We start from the raw sequence: 16,305 nt of genomic DNA, 5'->3' as shown, positions 1-16,305 counted from the left end.
AATAAAGCGGTGTCGGAGTGTAAAGCTCTGACCCGCTTTGTGTTTTCTTATACGAGGAAAAAAATCAAAGAGCGAAGTGATTTTGCGGCACAATAAACTATCCCCTACATTTGGGTGCAGTGTTTATACAATGTAATAATCAGTAGGATTGTGAAAAAATGAAACGGGCGAACACTGTTCGCCCCTACAGTTGGTCTGTGCGGAAAACAAAAAAGCAGGCGGAGATCAATTCTCCACCTGCTTGCGTTTGTGTAAATCAGAAAAGCGACTTCACCGCTTCACATATCTTCTCTGCTATATATGGATTGTTCATGGTGTAAAGGTGTATGCCGTCTACATCATTGGCGATGAGATCTACTATCTGCGATACCGCATAGGCTATGCCTGCATCTCTCATTGCTATTGGGTCGTTCTCGTATTTGTCCATTATCTTTAGAAACTTCTTCGGCAGGGTCGCATGACAAAGAGTTGTCATTCTAAGTATCTGCTTTTTGTTGGTCACAGGCATTATTCCTGCTTCGATAGGCACGTTTATCCCTGCTATGGCTGTTTTTTCTCTGAAATCGTAAAATGTGCTGTTGTCAAAGAAAAGCTGGGTGATAAGCTGTGAACAGCCTGCGTCTACTTTATCCTTCAGGTGCTTTATATCATCTACTATGCTGTCGCACTCCGGGTGACATTCAGGATAGCATGCGCCTATTACGTTCATGTCGCTGTGTTCTTTTATGAAAGATACAAGGTCGGAAGCGTAGTGAAAATCACCTGCCGGCTCAAAATCAGGGTTTCTGTCACCTCTCAAAGCAAGTATGTTCTCAATATTCGCAGACTTCATCTCTTCAAGCTGCTCTAATACTCGTTCCTTTGTCTGATAAAGGCATGGAAGATGTGCCACCGACTCTATCTTGTGGTGATTTTTTATAGCCGAGCATATGTCGATAGTCGCATTGTTCGTGCTTCCGCCTGCTCCGTATGTTACGCTGATAAAATCAGGATTAAGTGGCTGGAGCTGTGATATGGTGCTGTATATGCTCTCAACAGGCGTTGAACTCTTTGGTGGGAACACCTCAAAGGATAATGTTGTCTTTTTCTTGAAAAGCTCGCAGGTCTTCATTTATTTTCCTCTTTTCTGTTATCTATATAAAAATATATTTTTTATTTTTCAGCAAAGTATATTATAACACAAAATTCCTAGTAAATCAATAATTTTTATTTTATGGTCTATCATAGCTTAAAGCTATATTGAACGGAGATACAGGTATTATCTTGAAAAATCAGGCTGAAAAAGGTGACAGTCGGTGAAAATTGTGTGTAATGCTTGATTATTGGCGAAAAGTATGCTATACTTTACTCATTGAGCAGATAACAAAAACAGCAGAGAAAGGCGGTTTTTTGTTGAATAACAGAGATCAGTTCAAAAAGATACTTAACTATCTCAGCGCACTTGTTATAATCTGTGCCTTTATGAAGTGCTTCGACACGGTTTGGAACAACTATTACAACAAGGCGATGCGTGACCCATTCTGGCATAATGGTAACATTCTTATGGTGGCTATCTATGTGGTGCTCTATATATCCATGGCAAAGACCTTTAACGGCTTCCGTCTTGGGTATGATAAATTCACGGGGCTTTTCGGCTCGCAGGTGCTGGGTGTGCTGGGTGCGAATTTTATAGAATTTATACTCGTTTCTCTTATCGGACGAGGCAGGCTCAACGTAGCGCCCATACTTGTTATGACGGTAATTCAGGTGGCAATAGCCTTTGCGTGGAGCTATGTTTTCACTTGGATATATCAGGCGGTATACCCTCCACGGCGAATGATAATCGTTTATGGAAACAAGAACGCTAAGTACCTTGTTTCAAAAATGAGCGTGAGAAATGACAAATACAGGATATGCGCTTCTATAAGCTGTGAGGAGAGTCTTGAGGATATCGAGCGTGAGATATTAAAACACGAGGCTGTTATAATATCGGATATCCCAAATGACCTGAGAAACAAGCTTTTGAAATTTACTTTTGAAAATTCTATCAGGACTTATATAAACCCTAAGCTGTCAGATATTATCGTAAGGGGTGCGGAGGATTTCCACCTTTTCGATACGCCCCTTTTGTTGGCGAGAAATGACGGCTTGCGCTGGGAACAGCGTGCGATAAAGAGGATACTTGACATTGTGCTGTCGGCTGCCGCACTGGTGGTGGCGTCACCGTTTATGCTAGTGACGGCTATTGCAATAAAGGCTTATGATGGCGGTCCTGTGCTTTATTCTCAGAAAAGGCTCACAACGGGGGGCAGGGTGTTCAAGGTATACAAGTTCAGAAGCATGATAGTTGACGCTGAAAAGAAAAGCGGTGCGACCCTTGCAAAGAAAAATGACAGCCGTATCACTCCTATAGGTAAGTTTATAAGAAAAGTAAGGATAGACGAGCTTCCACAGCTTATAAACATACTAAAGGGCGATATGTCGTTTGTAGGGCCTAGACCTGAGCGGCCTGAGATCGCGCAGAAGTATGAAAAAACAATGCCTGAGTTCAAATACAGGCTGAAAGTCAAGGCTGGACTTACGGGCTATGCGCAGGTAATGGGAAAGTATAACACTACGCCTTATGACAAGCTGAAGCTTGACCTTATGTACATAGAGCATCAGTCGCTTATGCTTGATCTTAGAATATTCTTTATGACGGTAAAGACCTGCTTTATACCAGAAGCCACTGAGGGCGTAAAGGATTCAGCTCCTCTTGAAACTCACCGTGACAGGATAGAGCATGATAACAGCAAGGACGAAAAGAACAGCGAAGAGATAAAGCTGTGATAATATGAAAATGCAGAGGGCGGATCATTTTCGCCCTCTTTTTTGTATTTTGTGTGTAGGGGCGACCTGAGGTCGCCTGTGTTCGGAAATGCAACGTCACACCCAAAGCGAAAAAGTTTGTCTTATTGCAAATTTAGCAGGTGAACAAAGACGGACGAACACTGTTCGCCCCTACATTTATCAACAAGTAACAAAAGAGCAGAACGTGAAAATGCGTTCTGCTCTTTTTGCATATATGACTTATGACCCCTAGACCGCCATGGTGGTCTTGAATTTAAGGCTTATTTTGTCTGCGATAAGTGCGATAAATTCGCTGTTTGTGGGCTTGCCCTTGCCTGTGTTTATGGTGTAGCCGAAGAAGCTGTTGAGGGTGTCGATATCTCCTCTGTCCCATGCTATCTCAATGGCATGGCGTATGGCTCTTTCCACTCTGGAGGGCGTAGTTGCGAATTTTTTTGCCACTGCAGGATATAATAGCTTTGTAACGCTTTCAAGCATTTCCTTATCGTTCACGGACTGTATGATAGCTTCCCTGAGATAGTGATAGCCCTTGATGTGGGCAGGTACGCCTATCTGATGGATTATGTCTGTGACGATTATCTCAAGGTTTATGCTCTGCTTGTTTTTCGTATAGCTTGAGTCGGAGGATATATCGGTGTCGATATCCAGCATGGACTTTATCCTCTCGCCAAGTATCTTTATGTCGAATGGTTTGAGCATGAAATATGATGCTCCTGCGTTCATGACCTGTGTTTCTATAAATGAGTTCTCATAGGCGCTTGTGATTATAAAAAGCGGTTTCTGATAGGACGAGTTCTGTATCTTTCTGATAAGCTCGATTGCGTCAAGGCTCGGCATCACTGCGTCTGCGATAACAACGTCCGGCTGTTCGTTTTTGATAGCGTCATAGATAGTAAGTCCGTCCTTGGGACGTGTTATCACGAAAAAGCCCATTGCTCTCAGTGAGGAAGCACATGCTACCCCGTACTGTGCCGAATCGTCGCCAATAAGAATTTTGATCTTGTTTGTCATTGTCATTTCCTCCGTCGTATAATCTGTCATTTTTGTTTGAGAGCGTTTGTTTTAACTCCCTTTCACAAGATAAATGATAACACATTTATTTGTTAAATGCAATAGTTTTTTAGAAAAATCGTCAACAAATTATCGACTTATTAATGCAAAGTGTACAAATATCAGTGCGTGAATATGCCAAAACAAGATAATTAAGCATTGTTCGACTGCAGATGATATTTTTCTCTATGCAAAGCCTTTTCATAAATCGACAGCGATCGGCAAAGGTCGCTAACCTGCGTTTTCTATGGTGCTTTCGGCAAGCTCTGAGGTCTTTGAATACATTTCGTCAGCGAAGATACCGTAGCCTTTGGCGGTGTCCTCGATAAAAACATGGGTCACTGCGCCCACGAGTCTTCCGTCCTGAATGATAGGCGAGCCGCTCATGCCCTGCAAAATGCCCCCTGTTTTTTCAAGAAGCGTCTTGTCAGTTATTTTGATAACTAGGTCATGCTCGGCAGAATCTGAGAGATTTATCTGCTCGATAGATATCTCATATTCTTTTGGTCCGTCATTGTCAATAGAGGACAGTATTTTGGCTTTGCCGGGGTGTATTTCCTGACGGAAGCCGAGAGGAAACTCTTTTGCATTTGGGCAAGGATTTGCGTTCAGTGTGCCGAACACGCCGCTTTCGCAGTTTTTCAGGATATCACCTGTGGAGGCGGAGTTTGCAAACTCGCCTAAAAGCTGTCCCGGACATCCTGAGCGTGACTTGTTGAAGCCTGTGAGGTTTATTTCGCCAACTGTGCCTGCGGAGAGGGGGAGGGGTTCTTTTGTGTCTGCGTCGCATACGGGGTGACCAAGACCTCCGAAAGTTCCGTTTTCAGGGTCATAGAATGTGAGAGTGCCTATGCCTGCGGAGGAGTCACGCACCCACATTCCTGCTTTGTAGCTTCCGCTCTCAAGGCGTGGGCAAAGCTTGAAGGTCAGGTCGTTGCTTCCACGCTTTATGCGCACCGAGCAGGCTTCACCGTTTGAGCTTCTTATTATCTTTGCAACGTCTGCGTTGCTTTTGACTTTTTCTCCGTCGATAGATACTATAACATCGCCCTCTCTTATACCGCAATCTTTGGCAGGGCTTGAAGTATCCACCTTTTGCAGATCGACTACCATTACGCCCTCTGTGAGAAGCTTTATGCCGAATGGCTGTCCGCAAGGATAAAGCATTGGTCTTTCCATTGTCTTTGATTCAACCTCCTTGACTGGCACTGCCCCAAAAAGCATGAGCATATTTTTTGTGTATCGTGATGCTCCTGACGAACCGCCTGACACCGCCACTGTCACCTTGCTTTCGCAGGGCTTTGAGGATATGGTGAAAAAGGAGTTCACGCTAAGCTCGCTGCCCTTTGAAACAAGGTAGAAATCGGGGAGCGTTGTGGAATAAAATCCTATAAGACCAAACAGCCCCAGCAGTATTATCCCTGTGACGCAGGCTGTTTTTTTGAAAAATGACGACATTTTTTCACGTTCCTTTCTGTTTTTCTTTTCGCTTTTATTGTTGACCTGCTGAGAAATTTAATTCAGCCGTCGGCATAAGTATTATTTGTCTTGGAAAGCCTTTTTCAATTTTATTCTGCCTTCTTAACAGTGCAAAGGAAGAAAATTTCATTTGTATGTGTTGAATTTCGTGGCATACTATGATATAATAAAATATCTGATGAGAAAACTATGATACGATAATATTTTAATACATAAAAGAGGTACATTATGTCAAAAAAAGACAGACTTAAAGCACAGAAAGAAAAGCAGGACAGGCTCAGAAAAGAAGAGGAGCTTGAAGAACAGAGAGAGCGTGAGGAAGCCAGAGAAAGGCAGAGCCGCTCGGCGAAAAAGATGATGAAAAAGGCGAAACGCACTAAACCGAACGGTGAGCCTGTTTATTATCTTATTTTGAAGCTTCTTATGATAGTGCCGTTTGCGTATTCGGGATTTTTCTACGGCGGTGTAACTATCGTGGGCATCATGGGCAAGTATATAGAGCCCGTTCCGCCAAAGTGGGTGCTGTGGGCAATGGCGGCAGGCGTTGTTGTCATGTTTGCAGGAATATTGTTTGCGTTTTTCAAAAAATATATCGTTTCCTTTATACTTAGCCTTGGGGGCATGATATCGTTTCTTAAAGCGGGCGGATATCTTATAAAAAGGATACAGGACAAGCTGAGCAATTCGGCTGTAGATCAGTCTTTGCAGAATATGGATAAGGAATATATGTGGAGATTTTATCCTATAATAGGTGTTGCTGTCATATCAGCGACTCTGCTCATCTGCACTATAATAAGAAAACTCATTGAGCGAAAAAGACTGCAAAGAGAGAGGGATAACGCTCCTGTTGAGAGCATTATCAACTGATTTTGGTCTGCGTTTTTGTGTAAATGTGAGATTTTGCAATATTCTATTGACTTTATGTCATAAAATGATATAATTGAATGAGAATGTTATCAGAGTTTATTTTAAGGAGTTCATTAAGAAGAAAAAGCGGTGAGAATTTTGAAGAAAGCAGTTACACTTATAGATATAGCCAAAGCCTGTGACACAAGTAATGTCACTGTGTCAAAAGCCCTTGCAGGAAAAAGCGGAGTTAGCGATGCTCTCAGAGAGAAGATAAAGCAGGTCGCTGACGAAATGGGTTATGTGGGCGTGAAAAGCACTCAGAACAGGGGAGGTAATACTATCGGTGTGCTTATCCCATCAAAATTCATCAATCCTAACGGTTCATTTTATTGGGCATTGTATAACGCTCTTGTAACAAGGCTCAAAAAAGAGAATATGTTCTGCATAATGGAAAATTTAGATCAGGAGGACGAGGACAGGCTCATGCTCCCGCATTGTATCGAGGACAAGCAGGTTTCAGCACTTATTTCACTGGGACAGCTTTCAAAGAATTATGCAAAGCTTCTTAATGACAATGTAAAAGATCTTGTACTGCTTGATTACTATGTGCCGTCCTTAGACTTGGACGCTGTTGTGACAAATGGCTACAGCGGAGGCTACAAGCTTACTTCATATCTTATAAAAATGGGTCACAAAAAGATAGGATACATAGGAAGTAAATTTGCCACAACGAGTATTTTTGACAGATATATGGGCTATGTAAAGGCTATGATAGAGCATGGCTATGAGGTCAACGAAAAGTGGCGTATCGACGATCGTTACAAGCGTGATTTTATCACTATGACTTTCCCTGAGGACGATATGCCAACGGCTTTCGTGTGCAACTGCGACGAGGTGGCTTACCGTGCAATAAGACAGCTCCGTGGCATGGGATATAACGTGCCTGAGGATATTTCCATTGTGGGATATGATAACTATTTGATCTCCGAAGTTTCAGACCCGACTATCACGACTATAAACGTTGACGCAGATTATATGGCAGACCTTGCGGTAATGACACTTATGGATAGAATGGAAGAACCTGACGGCAAGCCGAGGATAAGAACTATCGAGGGCGACCTCGTTATAAAGGACTCTGTAAAGAGAATATAGGTGTTTATTAGCGAATATAACAAAAGGATCAGCATGGTGTTTGTTGATCTTTTTTTGTTTTGCTATTGACAAATAAGTAATTTTAAGTTATAATATACCTGTACTTATTAAGTGCACCTTTCTAATCTATGATTTTCTATTGTTTGCGACATGACCCCGTCGGTTGTGTCGGTTGTCTGATCTTGGCGACAGTCTTTGTTAAGACTGTCGCCACTTTTTTGTGCATATTGCTAAAATTCAGGTCTTAAAGTTTATGTTTGTTTACAAAGTTGAGATTAAAAAGATATTAATTTCTAAAAAGATATTGGCTTAATTTTATTTAGGCTGTATACTTAATATTGTCGTCAAAGACAAATTAATTTACTTAATTAAATTAAGCTAATTCGGAGGTTATCAAGTATGAAAGCAAAGAAGATATGTGCCGGTGCAATGGCACTGGTTTTGTCAATGGGAACAATGAGTGCGTTCACAGGCTGCGGAAGCTCTACAGATTCAAGCAGCAAGGCTGTTACACCTGAAGTATCGCAGGCTGATATCAAAGACTCATTCGACGCAAAGGGTGCAAAACTGGAAGTTCTTACGAACAGAACTGACAGAAAAGAGGACGGCAAGCTCGACGCTCTCACAGACAAGTTTGAGGAAGCTTACAACTGCACAGTTGAATACACTGCATACAAGGACTACGATACAGATGTAGCAACAAGAATGGGTACAGATGATTACGGCGATGTTCTTTGTATCCCTTCAAGCCTTAAGCTTGAGGAACTTCCTACATATTTCGTATCTCTCGGAACTTATGACGAGTTCAAGGACACATATCGCTGGTCAGACAAGAAGATGACGGCTGACGGCAATGTTTACGGACTTGCGGTAGGCGGAACAGCTACAGGCGTTCTTTACAACAAGAAGATATGGGAGCAGGCTGGTATAACAGAAACTCCTAAGACTCCTGACGAGTTCCTTGCAGATCTTCAGCTCATCAAGGATAACACAGACGCTATCCCTTACTACACAAACTTCAAGGACGCAAGTTGGACTATTACTCAGTGGCAGAACCTTGTTCTTTCAGCAGCAGGCGGTGCTGAAGCTGAAAACAAGCTTCTTCAGGATAAGAGCGACCTCTTTGTAGAGGGCAACGGCTATTATGAAGTATACAAGCTGATGTATGATCTGTTCTCAAAGCCTGACCTTCTTGAAGAAGACCACGCTAACACAGAGTGGGAGTCATCAAAGGTATGGTTCGGCGAGGGCAAGATCGCTACAATGGTAATGGGTTCATGGGCAGTTTCACAGTTCATGGAAAAGGCTGAGAACCCTGACGATATTGGTTATATGCCTGTTCCTATCACTGCGGCTGACGGAAAGGTATACGCAGAGGAAGGCCCTGACTATACTCTCGGCGTAAGTGCAAACTCCAAGAATCAGGATCTTGCAAAGGCATATGTTGAGTGGTTCGTTTCTGATTCAGGTTTCTCTGAGCAGGAGGGTATGATCTCAACAGTTCAGAACAAGGAGCTTCCAAGCACACTGTCAGGATTCAAGGACGCTGTATTCTTCGAGAAGGCTGTTTGTCCGGATGACCTCGTTGGTAAGTTCGACGAGATCGACAAGGAGTCAGGCGTTGGCGTATGGCAGGGCGACGAGGACAACTTCAAGATCAAGCTTGCTGAGGCAGCATTCGCAGGCAAGGGCGACGACGGTTTCAACGAGATCATCGCTGATGTAAACAAGAAGTGGGCTGCTGCAAGAGATAAAGTTCTCGGCTAAGACTTAAGATAAATCCCTTATCAGGTACAGGCATTGTTCCTGTGCCTGATAATTGTGTTCAGGAGGACCTCAAATGCAAAACGGCAATAGAAAAGGCATTGCACAGTGGTCAAAGACTTATGCGGGTAAAAAGTTCTATACTTCTATACTGTTTCTTGCACTGCCGATAATCCTGCTTGTAACGTTTACCTTTATCCCTGCTCTGGATATGGTCATATTCAGTTTTCAGAACAGAGATCCATACGGCACTAACCCTACATATGCAGGCTTTTCAAATTATGTAACGATATTCACCGACAAGGACTATCTTGAAACTTTCAAGAACAGCCTTTATTATCTTGTTGGTTCATTCATTCAGCAGGCACTGGCTTTGCTGCTGGCGTCTATCCTCTGCTCAAAGATAAGAGCAAAGGGACTTTTCAAGGGAATACTTTTCTTCCCTTATCTTATGAACGGCGTTGCGGTATCTATCATATTCCAAAGATTTTTCCTCAAAGGTCAAAAGGGTCTTACCCCTGACGGAACGCTCAACACTATCCTTACCACACTGGGCCTTGACCCGATACTGTGGTTCGATGTTGACAGGCCGTTTCTTGCAAACTGCTGCTTGGTGTTCATTTCCATATGGAAATACATAGGCTTTGATATCATCATGTATATCGGTGCTATCCAGTCTATCAGCCCTGACCTTTACGAGGCGGCTGACCTTGACGGTGCTAACCCATGGCAGAACTTCAGATATATCGTATTTCCAAGCATAAAGCCTATCATCTCATTGCAGCTTATCCTTGCGGTAAAGGGTGCTATCTCAGTATTCGAGATACCATATATCACAACAAAGGGCATGATGGGCACTACCACATTCGTTATCAAGACTATCAACACGGCGTTCTCGCTGAAAAAGGTGGGTCTTGCTTCGGCAATGGGTATCGTGCTGCTTATCATAACGATAATCGTAACGTTTATACAAAAATACTTCTTCCGTGAGGACGACAAGACCCCTAAGGAGAACAAAAGGAGCAGAAAGGGGACTGTGAAATAATGGCACAGAATGAAAACAAAGATTCAAAGCCGCTTTATATCGGCTCAAGGGTACTGAACATTATCAAGTATGTTTTTCTTATACTCTGTTGTCTTATAGTAATAGTACCGATACTTGTTGTGCTCATAGGCTCGCTGAAAACCTACAAAGAGCTTTCAAACACCACGGTGTTCACTCTTCCGGAAGTGCCTCAGTGGGAGAACTTCAAGACAGCGTTTTTTACACAGAACATTCTTCTTGCATTCAAAAACACGGCTATAATCATTGTTGTATCCTGCGTTGGTTCGATAATAACAGGTACGATGACGGCTTATGTCGTTCAGCGTTTCAACACCTATTTTTCAAGAGTAGTAAAGACAGCGTTCCTTATTGCAACGCTTCTGCCTAATATCACAATGCAGGTAACGGTATTCCAGATAGTTTACAAGCTTGGTCTTTACAGATCTATGCTTGCACCTATCATTTTGAATATCGGTACTGATATTATTTCTATCTATATTTTCATTCAGTTTTTGGGGCAGATATCATATTCCCTGGACGAAAGTGCTATTATGGACGGTGCTTCTTATCCAAGGGTATATTTCAGCATAATTCTCCCTAACCTCAAGCCTGCAATAGCAACAGTGCTTATCATCAAGTTCGTTGGTATCTATAACGATTTCTACACTCCAAAGCTTTATATGCCTGATGATGACCACGTTGTTATCTCAACTGTGCTTTACAATCTTATGAATGCCACTTCTGTACAGTGGGAGGTAGTTTTTGCGGGAATCGTAATTTGTATCATTCCGACTCTTATTATATTCCTCTTACTGCAAAAGTACATTTACAGCGGACTTGTTTCGGGAGCTGTAAAAGAATAAGCTTTATTTCTATTTTAAGGCAGCACCGCACAAGGATTGTGCGTAAGATGCGCAGTCAGATTTTTTGTCAGATAGTGCAGAAATTATGCAGGCATACTGACGTATGTCAAGAAATTTCTGTGCTATATGACGGAAAATCTGCAAGCAGATTGCGTGCAAAGCCGACAGGCGTGCCTTGTGCGGTGCCGCCTTTAATTTCCTTACCATAGCGGGCGGTATGACCTTTTAGGAGGTCGATACCGCTTTTGCTTTATGGGCAAACAAAAAAAGCGATGAGCCTTTTGCAAGGTCATCGCTTTTTTATATAGAGAGTATTGTTATCTTGACTTAGTTGAATTATTTTGCAAGAAGCTTTTCTACACTTGCAAGCTTAACTGCTGTAGCAAACACGTCGGCTGCAATTTTAAGCTCGTTCTCAGGCGGGAATGTAGGAGCAATTCTGATGTTTGAATCGTTAGGGTCCTTTCCGTAAGGGTATGTTGCACCTGCACCTGTGAGGACTACGCCTGCCTCTTTGCAAAGCTGACAAATTCTCTTTGCACAGCCGTTAAGAGCGTTGAAGCTTATAAAGTAACCGCCGTTTGGCTTCTCCCAGCTTCCGATTCCCAGAGGTGCTATCTCCTTTTCGAGAGTGTCAAGAACTATCTTGAACTTAGGCTCGATTATAGCTCTGTGCTTCTTCATATGCTCCATAAGGTTTTCATATGTGCCGAAGAACTTAACGTGGCGGAGCTGATTTATCTTGTCATAACCGATAGTCTGAACTGTCATCATAGATTTGAGGTACTTGATGTTCTTTTCAGATGACGCTATCATTGCAACGCCTGCACCAGGGAATGTTACCTTTGATGTAGAGGCGAGCATATAAACTCTGTCAGGGTTGCCTGCCTTTTCACACTCGTCAAGAATGTTGAGCAGTGTGTCAGGTGTATCAGAAAGGTGGTGGATACAATATGCGTTATCCCAGAATATCTTGAAATCCTTAGCCTTTGTCTTCATGGCTGCAAGACGCTTTACTACTTCGTCAGAGTATGTTGTGCCTGTAGGGTTAGCATACATTGGAACACACCATATACCCTTTATAGTATCGTCCTCAGCAACGAGCTTTTCTACCATATCCATGTCAGGACCGTTTTTGTCCATTGGAATGTTTACAAGCTCAAAGCCCATTTTTTCTGTTATAAGAAAATGTCTGTCATATCCAGGAACAGGGCAGAGCCACTTTACTTTTGTATCCTTCCAAGGCTTTTCACCATCGCCTGTGCCGAAAAGCATGAACTTTGCAATAGTGTCATACATGATGTTAAGGCTTGAGTTTCCGCAAATGATAAGCTCATCAGGTGTTACGCCGAGCATATGAGCAAAAAGTGCTTTAGCCTCAGGCAGACCGTCAAGACCGCCGTAGTTTCTGCAATCTGTGCCGTCCTCAGCGAAACAATCCTCGCTGCTCTTTACTGCTGTGAGCAGACCCTCTGTCAGGTCGAGCTGCTCAGCAGACGGCTTTCCTCTTGCCATGTTCAGCGAAAGTCCCTGAGCCTTGAAATCGTCATATTTTTTCTGGACTTCTGCTTTGAATAATGCCAGTTCCTCTGCAGACATTTCTGTTAGTTTCATATCAATGTCCTCCACTTGTAAATTATAAATTATAGTACACTACTATACAGAACAAATTCGGCAAATCCCGACCACTGTCGCACTCTGCCGAACGTATCTGATATCCTTACTTATATTGTATACCCTTTTCACTGCTTTTGCAAGTGCTTTTTTCTATTCTTGCAAAAAATCAGAAACTTGCACGAATATGCTTATGCTAATATGACCATTATGGGCAACTTTTATAATTTACATTCAAAACACTGCCTGATATTTCATTTTTATCATGGACTGGGCGGAGAACGGACGTGCAGGCGCATAAAGTCGCATATTTTTAGTGCGATGCAAAAATATGAAACCAAGCAAACTGTTAATAAAATGTTAAATTTAAGAAGAATACGTTTACATATAAATTTTAAACGTTTTCAGCAAAAATAGGGGCTTGAAATTTTTCTGAAAGTGTGTTTTAATAATAACAGCGGCATTTTACCGATAAGGTAAGCCGAATGATATCGCCTTGAATAAGCGGGAAAAGTTTCGCATTTCTATTCGGGGGAAAAATAAAAAGTAATCATTTTTTATATTATGAAAGGTGGATTTTAACATGAGCGTTAAAGTAATCAACGGACAGGCTATCCCAAATATGCCTTGGCAGGATAAGCCGGCTGACTGCAATGAAGTGATCTGGAGAGATAACAGAAACCCTATCATTCCTAGAAATCTTCTTCCTACATCAAACTCTATCTTCAACAGTGCGGTAGTTCCTTTCGAGGGCAAGTTCGCAGGCGTATTCCGTGTTGACGATAAGGAAAGAAACATGGCTCTCCATGCTGGTTTCTCTGAGGACGGTATTCATTGGAACATCAACCCTACAAGGATCATGTTCGAGCAGGCTGAAAAGTCTACAGAAGAAGTAAATCAGTGGGGCTACGGTTATGACCCAAGAGTATGCTTCATCGAAGACAGATATTGGGTAACATGGTGTAACGCATACGGCTGGAAGCCAACTATCGGCGTAGGCTATACATATGATTTCAAGACATTCTATCAGTGTGAGAACGCATTCCTCCCATTCAACAGAAACGGCGTACTCTTCCCAAGAAAGATCGACGGCAAGTATGTAATGTTCTCAAGACCTTCTGACTCAGGTCACACACCATTCGGTGATATGTACATTTCACAGTCACCTGACATGAAGTACTGGGGAGAGCACAGACACGTTATGGGACCTCTCAAGGGTTGGGAGTCCAAGAAGATCGGTGCAGGTCCTATTCCAATAGAGACAGACGAGGGCTGGCTCTGCTTCTATCACGGTGTTCTTGAGTCTTGCAACGGCTTTGTATACAGCTTCTCAGCTTGCATCCTTGACAAGGAGCAGCCATGGAAAGTTAAGTACAGATGCGGTGAGTATCTCATCAACCCAAGAGAGATCTATGAGTGCGTAGGCGATGTTCAGAACGTAACATTCCCATGCGCAACACTTTGCGACGCTGACACAGGCAGAATTGCTATTTACTACGGCTGTGCTGACACTTGCGTAGGTCTTGCTTACACAACTGTTGACGCTGTTGTTGACTATGTAAAGAGCCATTCTTCTATCTAATTTCGATCTGATAGACTAACAGAATAGTTTACAAAAGAGCAGAACTTCGGTTTTGCTCTTTTTTTGTTGTTAGGACATAAAAAAGACGGCTTTGAAAGCCGTCTTGTGAATTATAACAAATAGATGTGTAGGCAAATGAACTACATATAGACGATGTATTTGTGCAGTGGCAATGGTCTATATTTTTTCAGGTGCGTCCTTTTCGTATTCGGCGAATTGCTTTTCCATATCAGCTTCGCTTTCGCCAACTGAGCGCAGTATCTCTTTGAGAAATACTCTGTCCTCAGGCTCTCCTGAAAGCTTTGCACTGTGCTTTTCGTAGAAGTATCTCATTTTAAGCACGCTGATAGGGGAAAGCTCCTGCTTTTCTGCGGCTTCGTATGCAGAGTTCACGTCTGTGATGAAAAAGCCCATGCTGTATTCAGGAGCCTCCTCGCATATAGCTTTAAGAATATCTGCTATAAGATCTTCACGGACGTACACCACTCTGCCTGCAGAGTGGAGCATTCGCATTGTGCTGTTGTAGTCTGATACCCTGAGTGTTTTAAGCTCATCACGGCTCAGACCCAGCCATGAAAGGGCAACGGCTGCTGCAGCCTCAGTATTGGTTTCATGCAAAGTTTTGACCTTATCCTCTATTTGAGAAAAAGAATAGATATATTTTTGTTCCATATTTATTGCCACCTTATGCCTTTATCTTCCTGTATTCAGCCGGAGAGATGTTCTCGTGCTTTTTGAATACAACATAAAAATACGAGCTGTCGCTGAAGCCTGTTTCCGAAGCTATCTCCGCAACTGTCTTTGAGGAGTAGGTAAGAAGCTCCTTTGCGTGGCTTATGCGCACTGTGTTTAAATATTCCATTGGTCTTATGCTGAAATTTTTCTTGAAAAGTCTGCAAAGGTGCTGTTCTGATACCCCTGCCACAGCCGCCATGTCGGCGAGCTTTATAGGCTTTGAATAATTCTCCTCGGTGTATTTCATGACCTTTGCGACGGCTTCGGAATTTACACGGCTCTTGTATGGGAACTTATCGTCCGAAAGCTTGCGGTATTCAAGAAGCATATCGTAAAGCTGTGCGGAGGCATAATAGTTGCCGTATGCCTTGTCGCTTTTTATGGTGTAATATGCGCTGTCAAAAAGCTTGTGCATACGCTCTGCGCCGCAGTTTAAGAAAACATGAAATTTGTTAAGATCCCATTCTTTCAGCAGTTCGAGAGCCTGTTTGCCGTCAAAGCACACCCAGTCAAGATACCATGAATGAGTCGTGGCTCTATATTCGTGGGGACAGTGCGGTGGTATATAGAAAATGCTGTCAGGCATTATTTTTACGGTCTTGCCGTCTACCGTTACCTCACCCTCGCCCTCAAGACAGACGAAAAGCTGAGGATAATCATAGCCCTCCGGTCTGCTGACAGGAAACTGCCAGCAGCTCACGCCTATGCCGATGATATAAAATGGCAGAGCTTTTTCAGTTCCTATAACAGGATAGAATTGTTTCTGCATATATTTTCCCCCATATCTGAAGCAGAAAAAAACTGCAATATATGAACATGATAACTACACATTTTATTATAGCAGTGTCGCAATATGTTGTCAAGCAAAAGAATAAATTGCGATAAAATATGAATGTAGTGCTACAATAGATATTGGACAAAATTAAGAAAAAAGAAAAGAGAGATAGGCAAAAATCTGATAAAATAAAGTTACCACACAAATACAAATCAGAAAGGAAGCCTATCTCTCATGAATAGTATAACACAAGATATGAAGTTTCGTCAATCCTTAATGAATTACGCAAAGAAATATGGAGTGAGCCGAGCGAGCAGAAAATACAATAAATCACGTTCATATATATATTTCTGGCTGAAACGCTGGGACGGAAGTGTGGAGTCCCTTGCAGTTAAATCACGCCGACCGCATCATCATCCCAATGAGCATACCAAGGAAGAAATAGATCTTATCAAAAGGTATCACAAACGGAACCCGACACTTGAGCTTCCCGAACTATGGCATCGTCTCAGGAAACAAGGGTATACACGCTGTCTTGAAAGTCTTTACAGGGTTATGAAAAAACTAG

13 protein-coding genes and 1 pseudogene are annotated in these 16,305 nt (G+C 42.5%); 8 read left to right on the top strand and 6 right to left on the bottom strand.

What is annotated here, in order from left to right; genetic code table 11:
• Nucleotides 1-256 precede the first annotated feature (256 nt).
• A complete protein-coding gene (gene metF, locus WS40_RS04645; protein ID WP_022288686.1) occupies nucleotides 257-1,111 on the bottom strand; it encodes a methylenetetrahydrofolate reductase [NAD(P)H] in 855 nt (284 codons plus the stop codon).
• A gap of 281 nt (nucleotides 1,112-1,392) precedes the next feature.
• Between metF and WS40_RS04640 the strand changes: the two genes are divergently transcribed.
• The gene (locus WS40_RS04640; RefSeq protein WP_046440611.1) at nucleotides 1,393-2,808 is read left to right on the top strand and encodes a sugar transferase; all 1,416 of its coding nucleotides are present in this window, start codon (nucleotides 1,393-1,395) and stop codon (nucleotides 2,806-2,808) included.
• Nucleotides 2,809-3,057: 249 nt separating this feature from the next.
• Here WS40_RS04640 and spo0A read toward each other — a convergent pair whose 3' ends face one another.
• Nucleotides 3,058-3,840, bottom strand: coding sequence for a sporulation transcription factor Spo0A (gene spo0A / locus WS40_RS04635; protein WP_022288684.1), 783 nt, complete (start codon nucleotides 3,838-3,840; stop codon nucleotides 3,058-3,060).
• Nucleotides 3,841-4,110: 270 nt separating this feature from the next.
• On the bottom strand, nucleotides 4,111-5,337 hold the full coding sequence (spoIVB, locus tag WS40_RS04630) for a SpoIVB peptidase (RefSeq protein ID WP_046440580.1): 1,227 nt from the start codon (nucleotides 5,335-5,337) through the stop codon (nucleotides 4,111-4,113).
• 249 nt (nucleotides 5,338-5,586) lie between these two features.
• Here spoIVB and WS40_RS04625 point away from each other — a divergent pair, with 249 nt between their 5' ends.
• The 5 genes from WS40_RS04625 to WS40_RS04605 all read left to right on the top strand — a co-directional run bounded on the left by WS40_RS04625 (nucleotide 5,587) and on the right by WS40_RS04605 (nucleotide 11,031).
• The gene (locus WS40_RS04625; RefSeq protein WP_038670282.1) at nucleotides 5,587-6,225 is read left to right on the top strand and encodes a hypothetical protein; all 639 of its coding nucleotides are present in this window, start codon (nucleotides 5,587-5,589) and stop codon (nucleotides 6,223-6,225) included.
• 138 nt (nucleotides 6,226-6,363) lie between these two features.
• Nucleotides 6,364-7,359 carry a LacI family DNA-binding transcriptional regulator gene (locus WS40_RS04620; RefSeq protein ID WP_046440578.1) on the top strand — a complete coding sequence of 332 codons (996 nt, stop codon included), beginning with the start codon at nucleotides 6,364-6,366 and terminating at the stop codon, nucleotides 7,357-7,359.
• A gap of 399 nt (nucleotides 7,360-7,758) precedes the next feature.
• Complete coding sequence (locus WS40_RS04615) at nucleotides 7,759-9,126, top strand: ABC transporter substrate-binding protein (protein ID WP_046440576.1); 1,368 nt, start codon at nucleotides 7,759-7,761, stop codon at nucleotides 9,124-9,126.
• A gap of 73 nt (nucleotides 9,127-9,199) precedes the next feature.
• Nucleotides 9,200-10,168, top strand: coding sequence for a carbohydrate ABC transporter permease (locus WS40_RS04610; RefSeq protein WP_046440574.1), 969 nt, complete (start codon nucleotides 9,200-9,202; stop codon nucleotides 10,166-10,168).
• A complete protein-coding gene (locus WS40_RS04605; protein ID WP_022288678.1) occupies nucleotides 10,168-11,031 on the top strand; it encodes a carbohydrate ABC transporter permease in 864 nt (287 codons plus the stop codon). Before WS40_RS04610 ends, WS40_RS04605 begins: the two co-directional genes overlap by 1 nt.
• Before the next feature lie 336 nt (nucleotides 11,032-11,367).
• Here WS40_RS04605 and WS40_RS04600 read toward each other — a convergent pair whose 3' ends face one another.
• Entirely contained in the window at nucleotides 11,368-12,645 is a 1,278-nt protein-coding gene (locus WS40_RS04600; RefSeq protein ID WP_046440572.1) for an aminotransferase class I/II-fold pyridoxal phosphate-dependent enzyme, read from the bottom strand.
• 583 nt (nucleotides 12,646-13,228) lie between these two features.
• Between WS40_RS04600 and WS40_RS04595 the strand changes: the two genes are divergently transcribed.
• Nucleotides 13,229-14,227, top strand: coding sequence for a glycoside hydrolase family 130 protein (locus tag WS40_RS04595; protein WP_046440570.1), 999 nt, complete (start codon nucleotides 13,229-13,231; stop codon nucleotides 14,225-14,227).
• A 177-nt stretch (nucleotides 14,228-14,404) separates the two neighbouring features.
• Here the strand turns inward: WS40_RS04595 and WS40_RS04590 are convergent, their stop codons facing one another.
• Both WS40_RS04590 and WS40_RS04585 read right to left on the bottom strand, forming a co-directional pair.
• Nucleotides 14,405-14,899: a hypothetical protein gene (locus WS40_RS04590; protein ID WP_325208415.1), complete on the bottom strand. Its 495-nt coding sequence runs from the start codon at nucleotides 14,897-14,899 to the stop codon at nucleotides 14,405-14,407.
• A gap of 13 nt (nucleotides 14,900-14,912) precedes the next feature.
• The gene (locus WS40_RS04585; RefSeq protein WP_038670292.1) at nucleotides 14,913-15,731 is read right to left on the bottom strand and encodes an AraC family transcriptional regulator; all 819 of its coding nucleotides are present in this window, start codon (nucleotides 15,729-15,731) and stop codon (nucleotides 14,913-14,915) included.
• Nucleotides 15,732-16,013: 282 nt separating this feature from the next.
• Here WS40_RS04585 and WS40_RS04580 point away from each other — a divergent pair.
• Nucleotides 16,014-16,305, top strand: a pseudogene (locus WS40_RS04580) (IS481 family transposase); the annotation flags it as partial.

Origin of the sequence: Ruminococcus sp. N15.MGS-57 (genome assembly GCF_000980385.1) — a bacterium.
Lineage (GTDB): Bacteria > Bacillota > Clostridia > Oscillospirales > Ruminococcaceae > Hominimerdicola > Hominimerdicola aceti.
This window is presented reverse-complemented; position numbering and strand designations above follow the sequence as displayed.

What these genes read in the sequence shown, in the direction of transcription:
- WS40_RS04615 (WP_046440576.1), top strand. Translation starts at nt 7,759, where the DNA reads ATGAAAGCAAAGAAGATATGTGCCGGTGCAATGGCACTGGTTTTGTCA.
- metF (WP_022288686.1), bottom strand. Translation starts at nt 1,111, where the DNA reads ATGAAGACCTGCGAGCTTTTCAAGAAAAAGACAACATTATCCTTTGAG.
- WS40_RS04625 (WP_038670282.1), top strand. Translation starts at nt 5,587, where the DNA reads ATGTCAAAAAAAGACAGACTTAAAGCACAGAAAGAAAAGCAGGACAGG.
- WS40_RS04600 (WP_046440572.1), bottom strand. Translation starts at nt 12,645, where the DNA reads ATGAAACTAACAGAAATGTCTGCAGAGGAACTGGCATTATTCAAAGCA.
- WS40_RS04590 (WP_325208415.1), bottom strand. Translation starts at nt 14,899, where the DNA reads ATGGAACAAAAATATATCTATTCTTTTTCTCAAATAGAGGATAAGGTC.
- WS40_RS04605 (WP_022288678.1), top strand. Translation starts at nt 10,168, where the DNA reads ATGGCACAGAATGAAAACAAAGATTCAAAGCCGCTTTATATCGGCTCA.
- WS40_RS04585 (WP_038670292.1), bottom strand. Translation starts at nt 15,731, where the DNA reads ATGCAGAAACAATTCTATCCTGTTATAGGAACTGAAAAAGCTCTGCCA.
- spoIVB (WP_046440580.1), bottom strand. Translation starts at nt 5,337, where the DNA reads ATGTCGTCATTTTTCAAAAAAACAGCCTGCGTCACAGGGATAATACTG.
- WS40_RS04610 (WP_046440574.1), top strand. Translation starts at nt 9,200, where the DNA reads ATGCAAAACGGCAATAGAAAAGGCATTGCACAGTGGTCAAAGACTTAT.
- spo0A (WP_022288684.1), bottom strand. Translation starts at nt 3,840, where the DNA reads ATGACAAACAAGATCAAAATTCTTATTGGCGACGATTCGGCACAGTAC.
- WS40_RS04595 (WP_046440570.1), top strand. Translation starts at nt 13,229, where the DNA reads ATGAGCGTTAAAGTAATCAACGGACAGGCTATCCCAAATATGCCTTGG.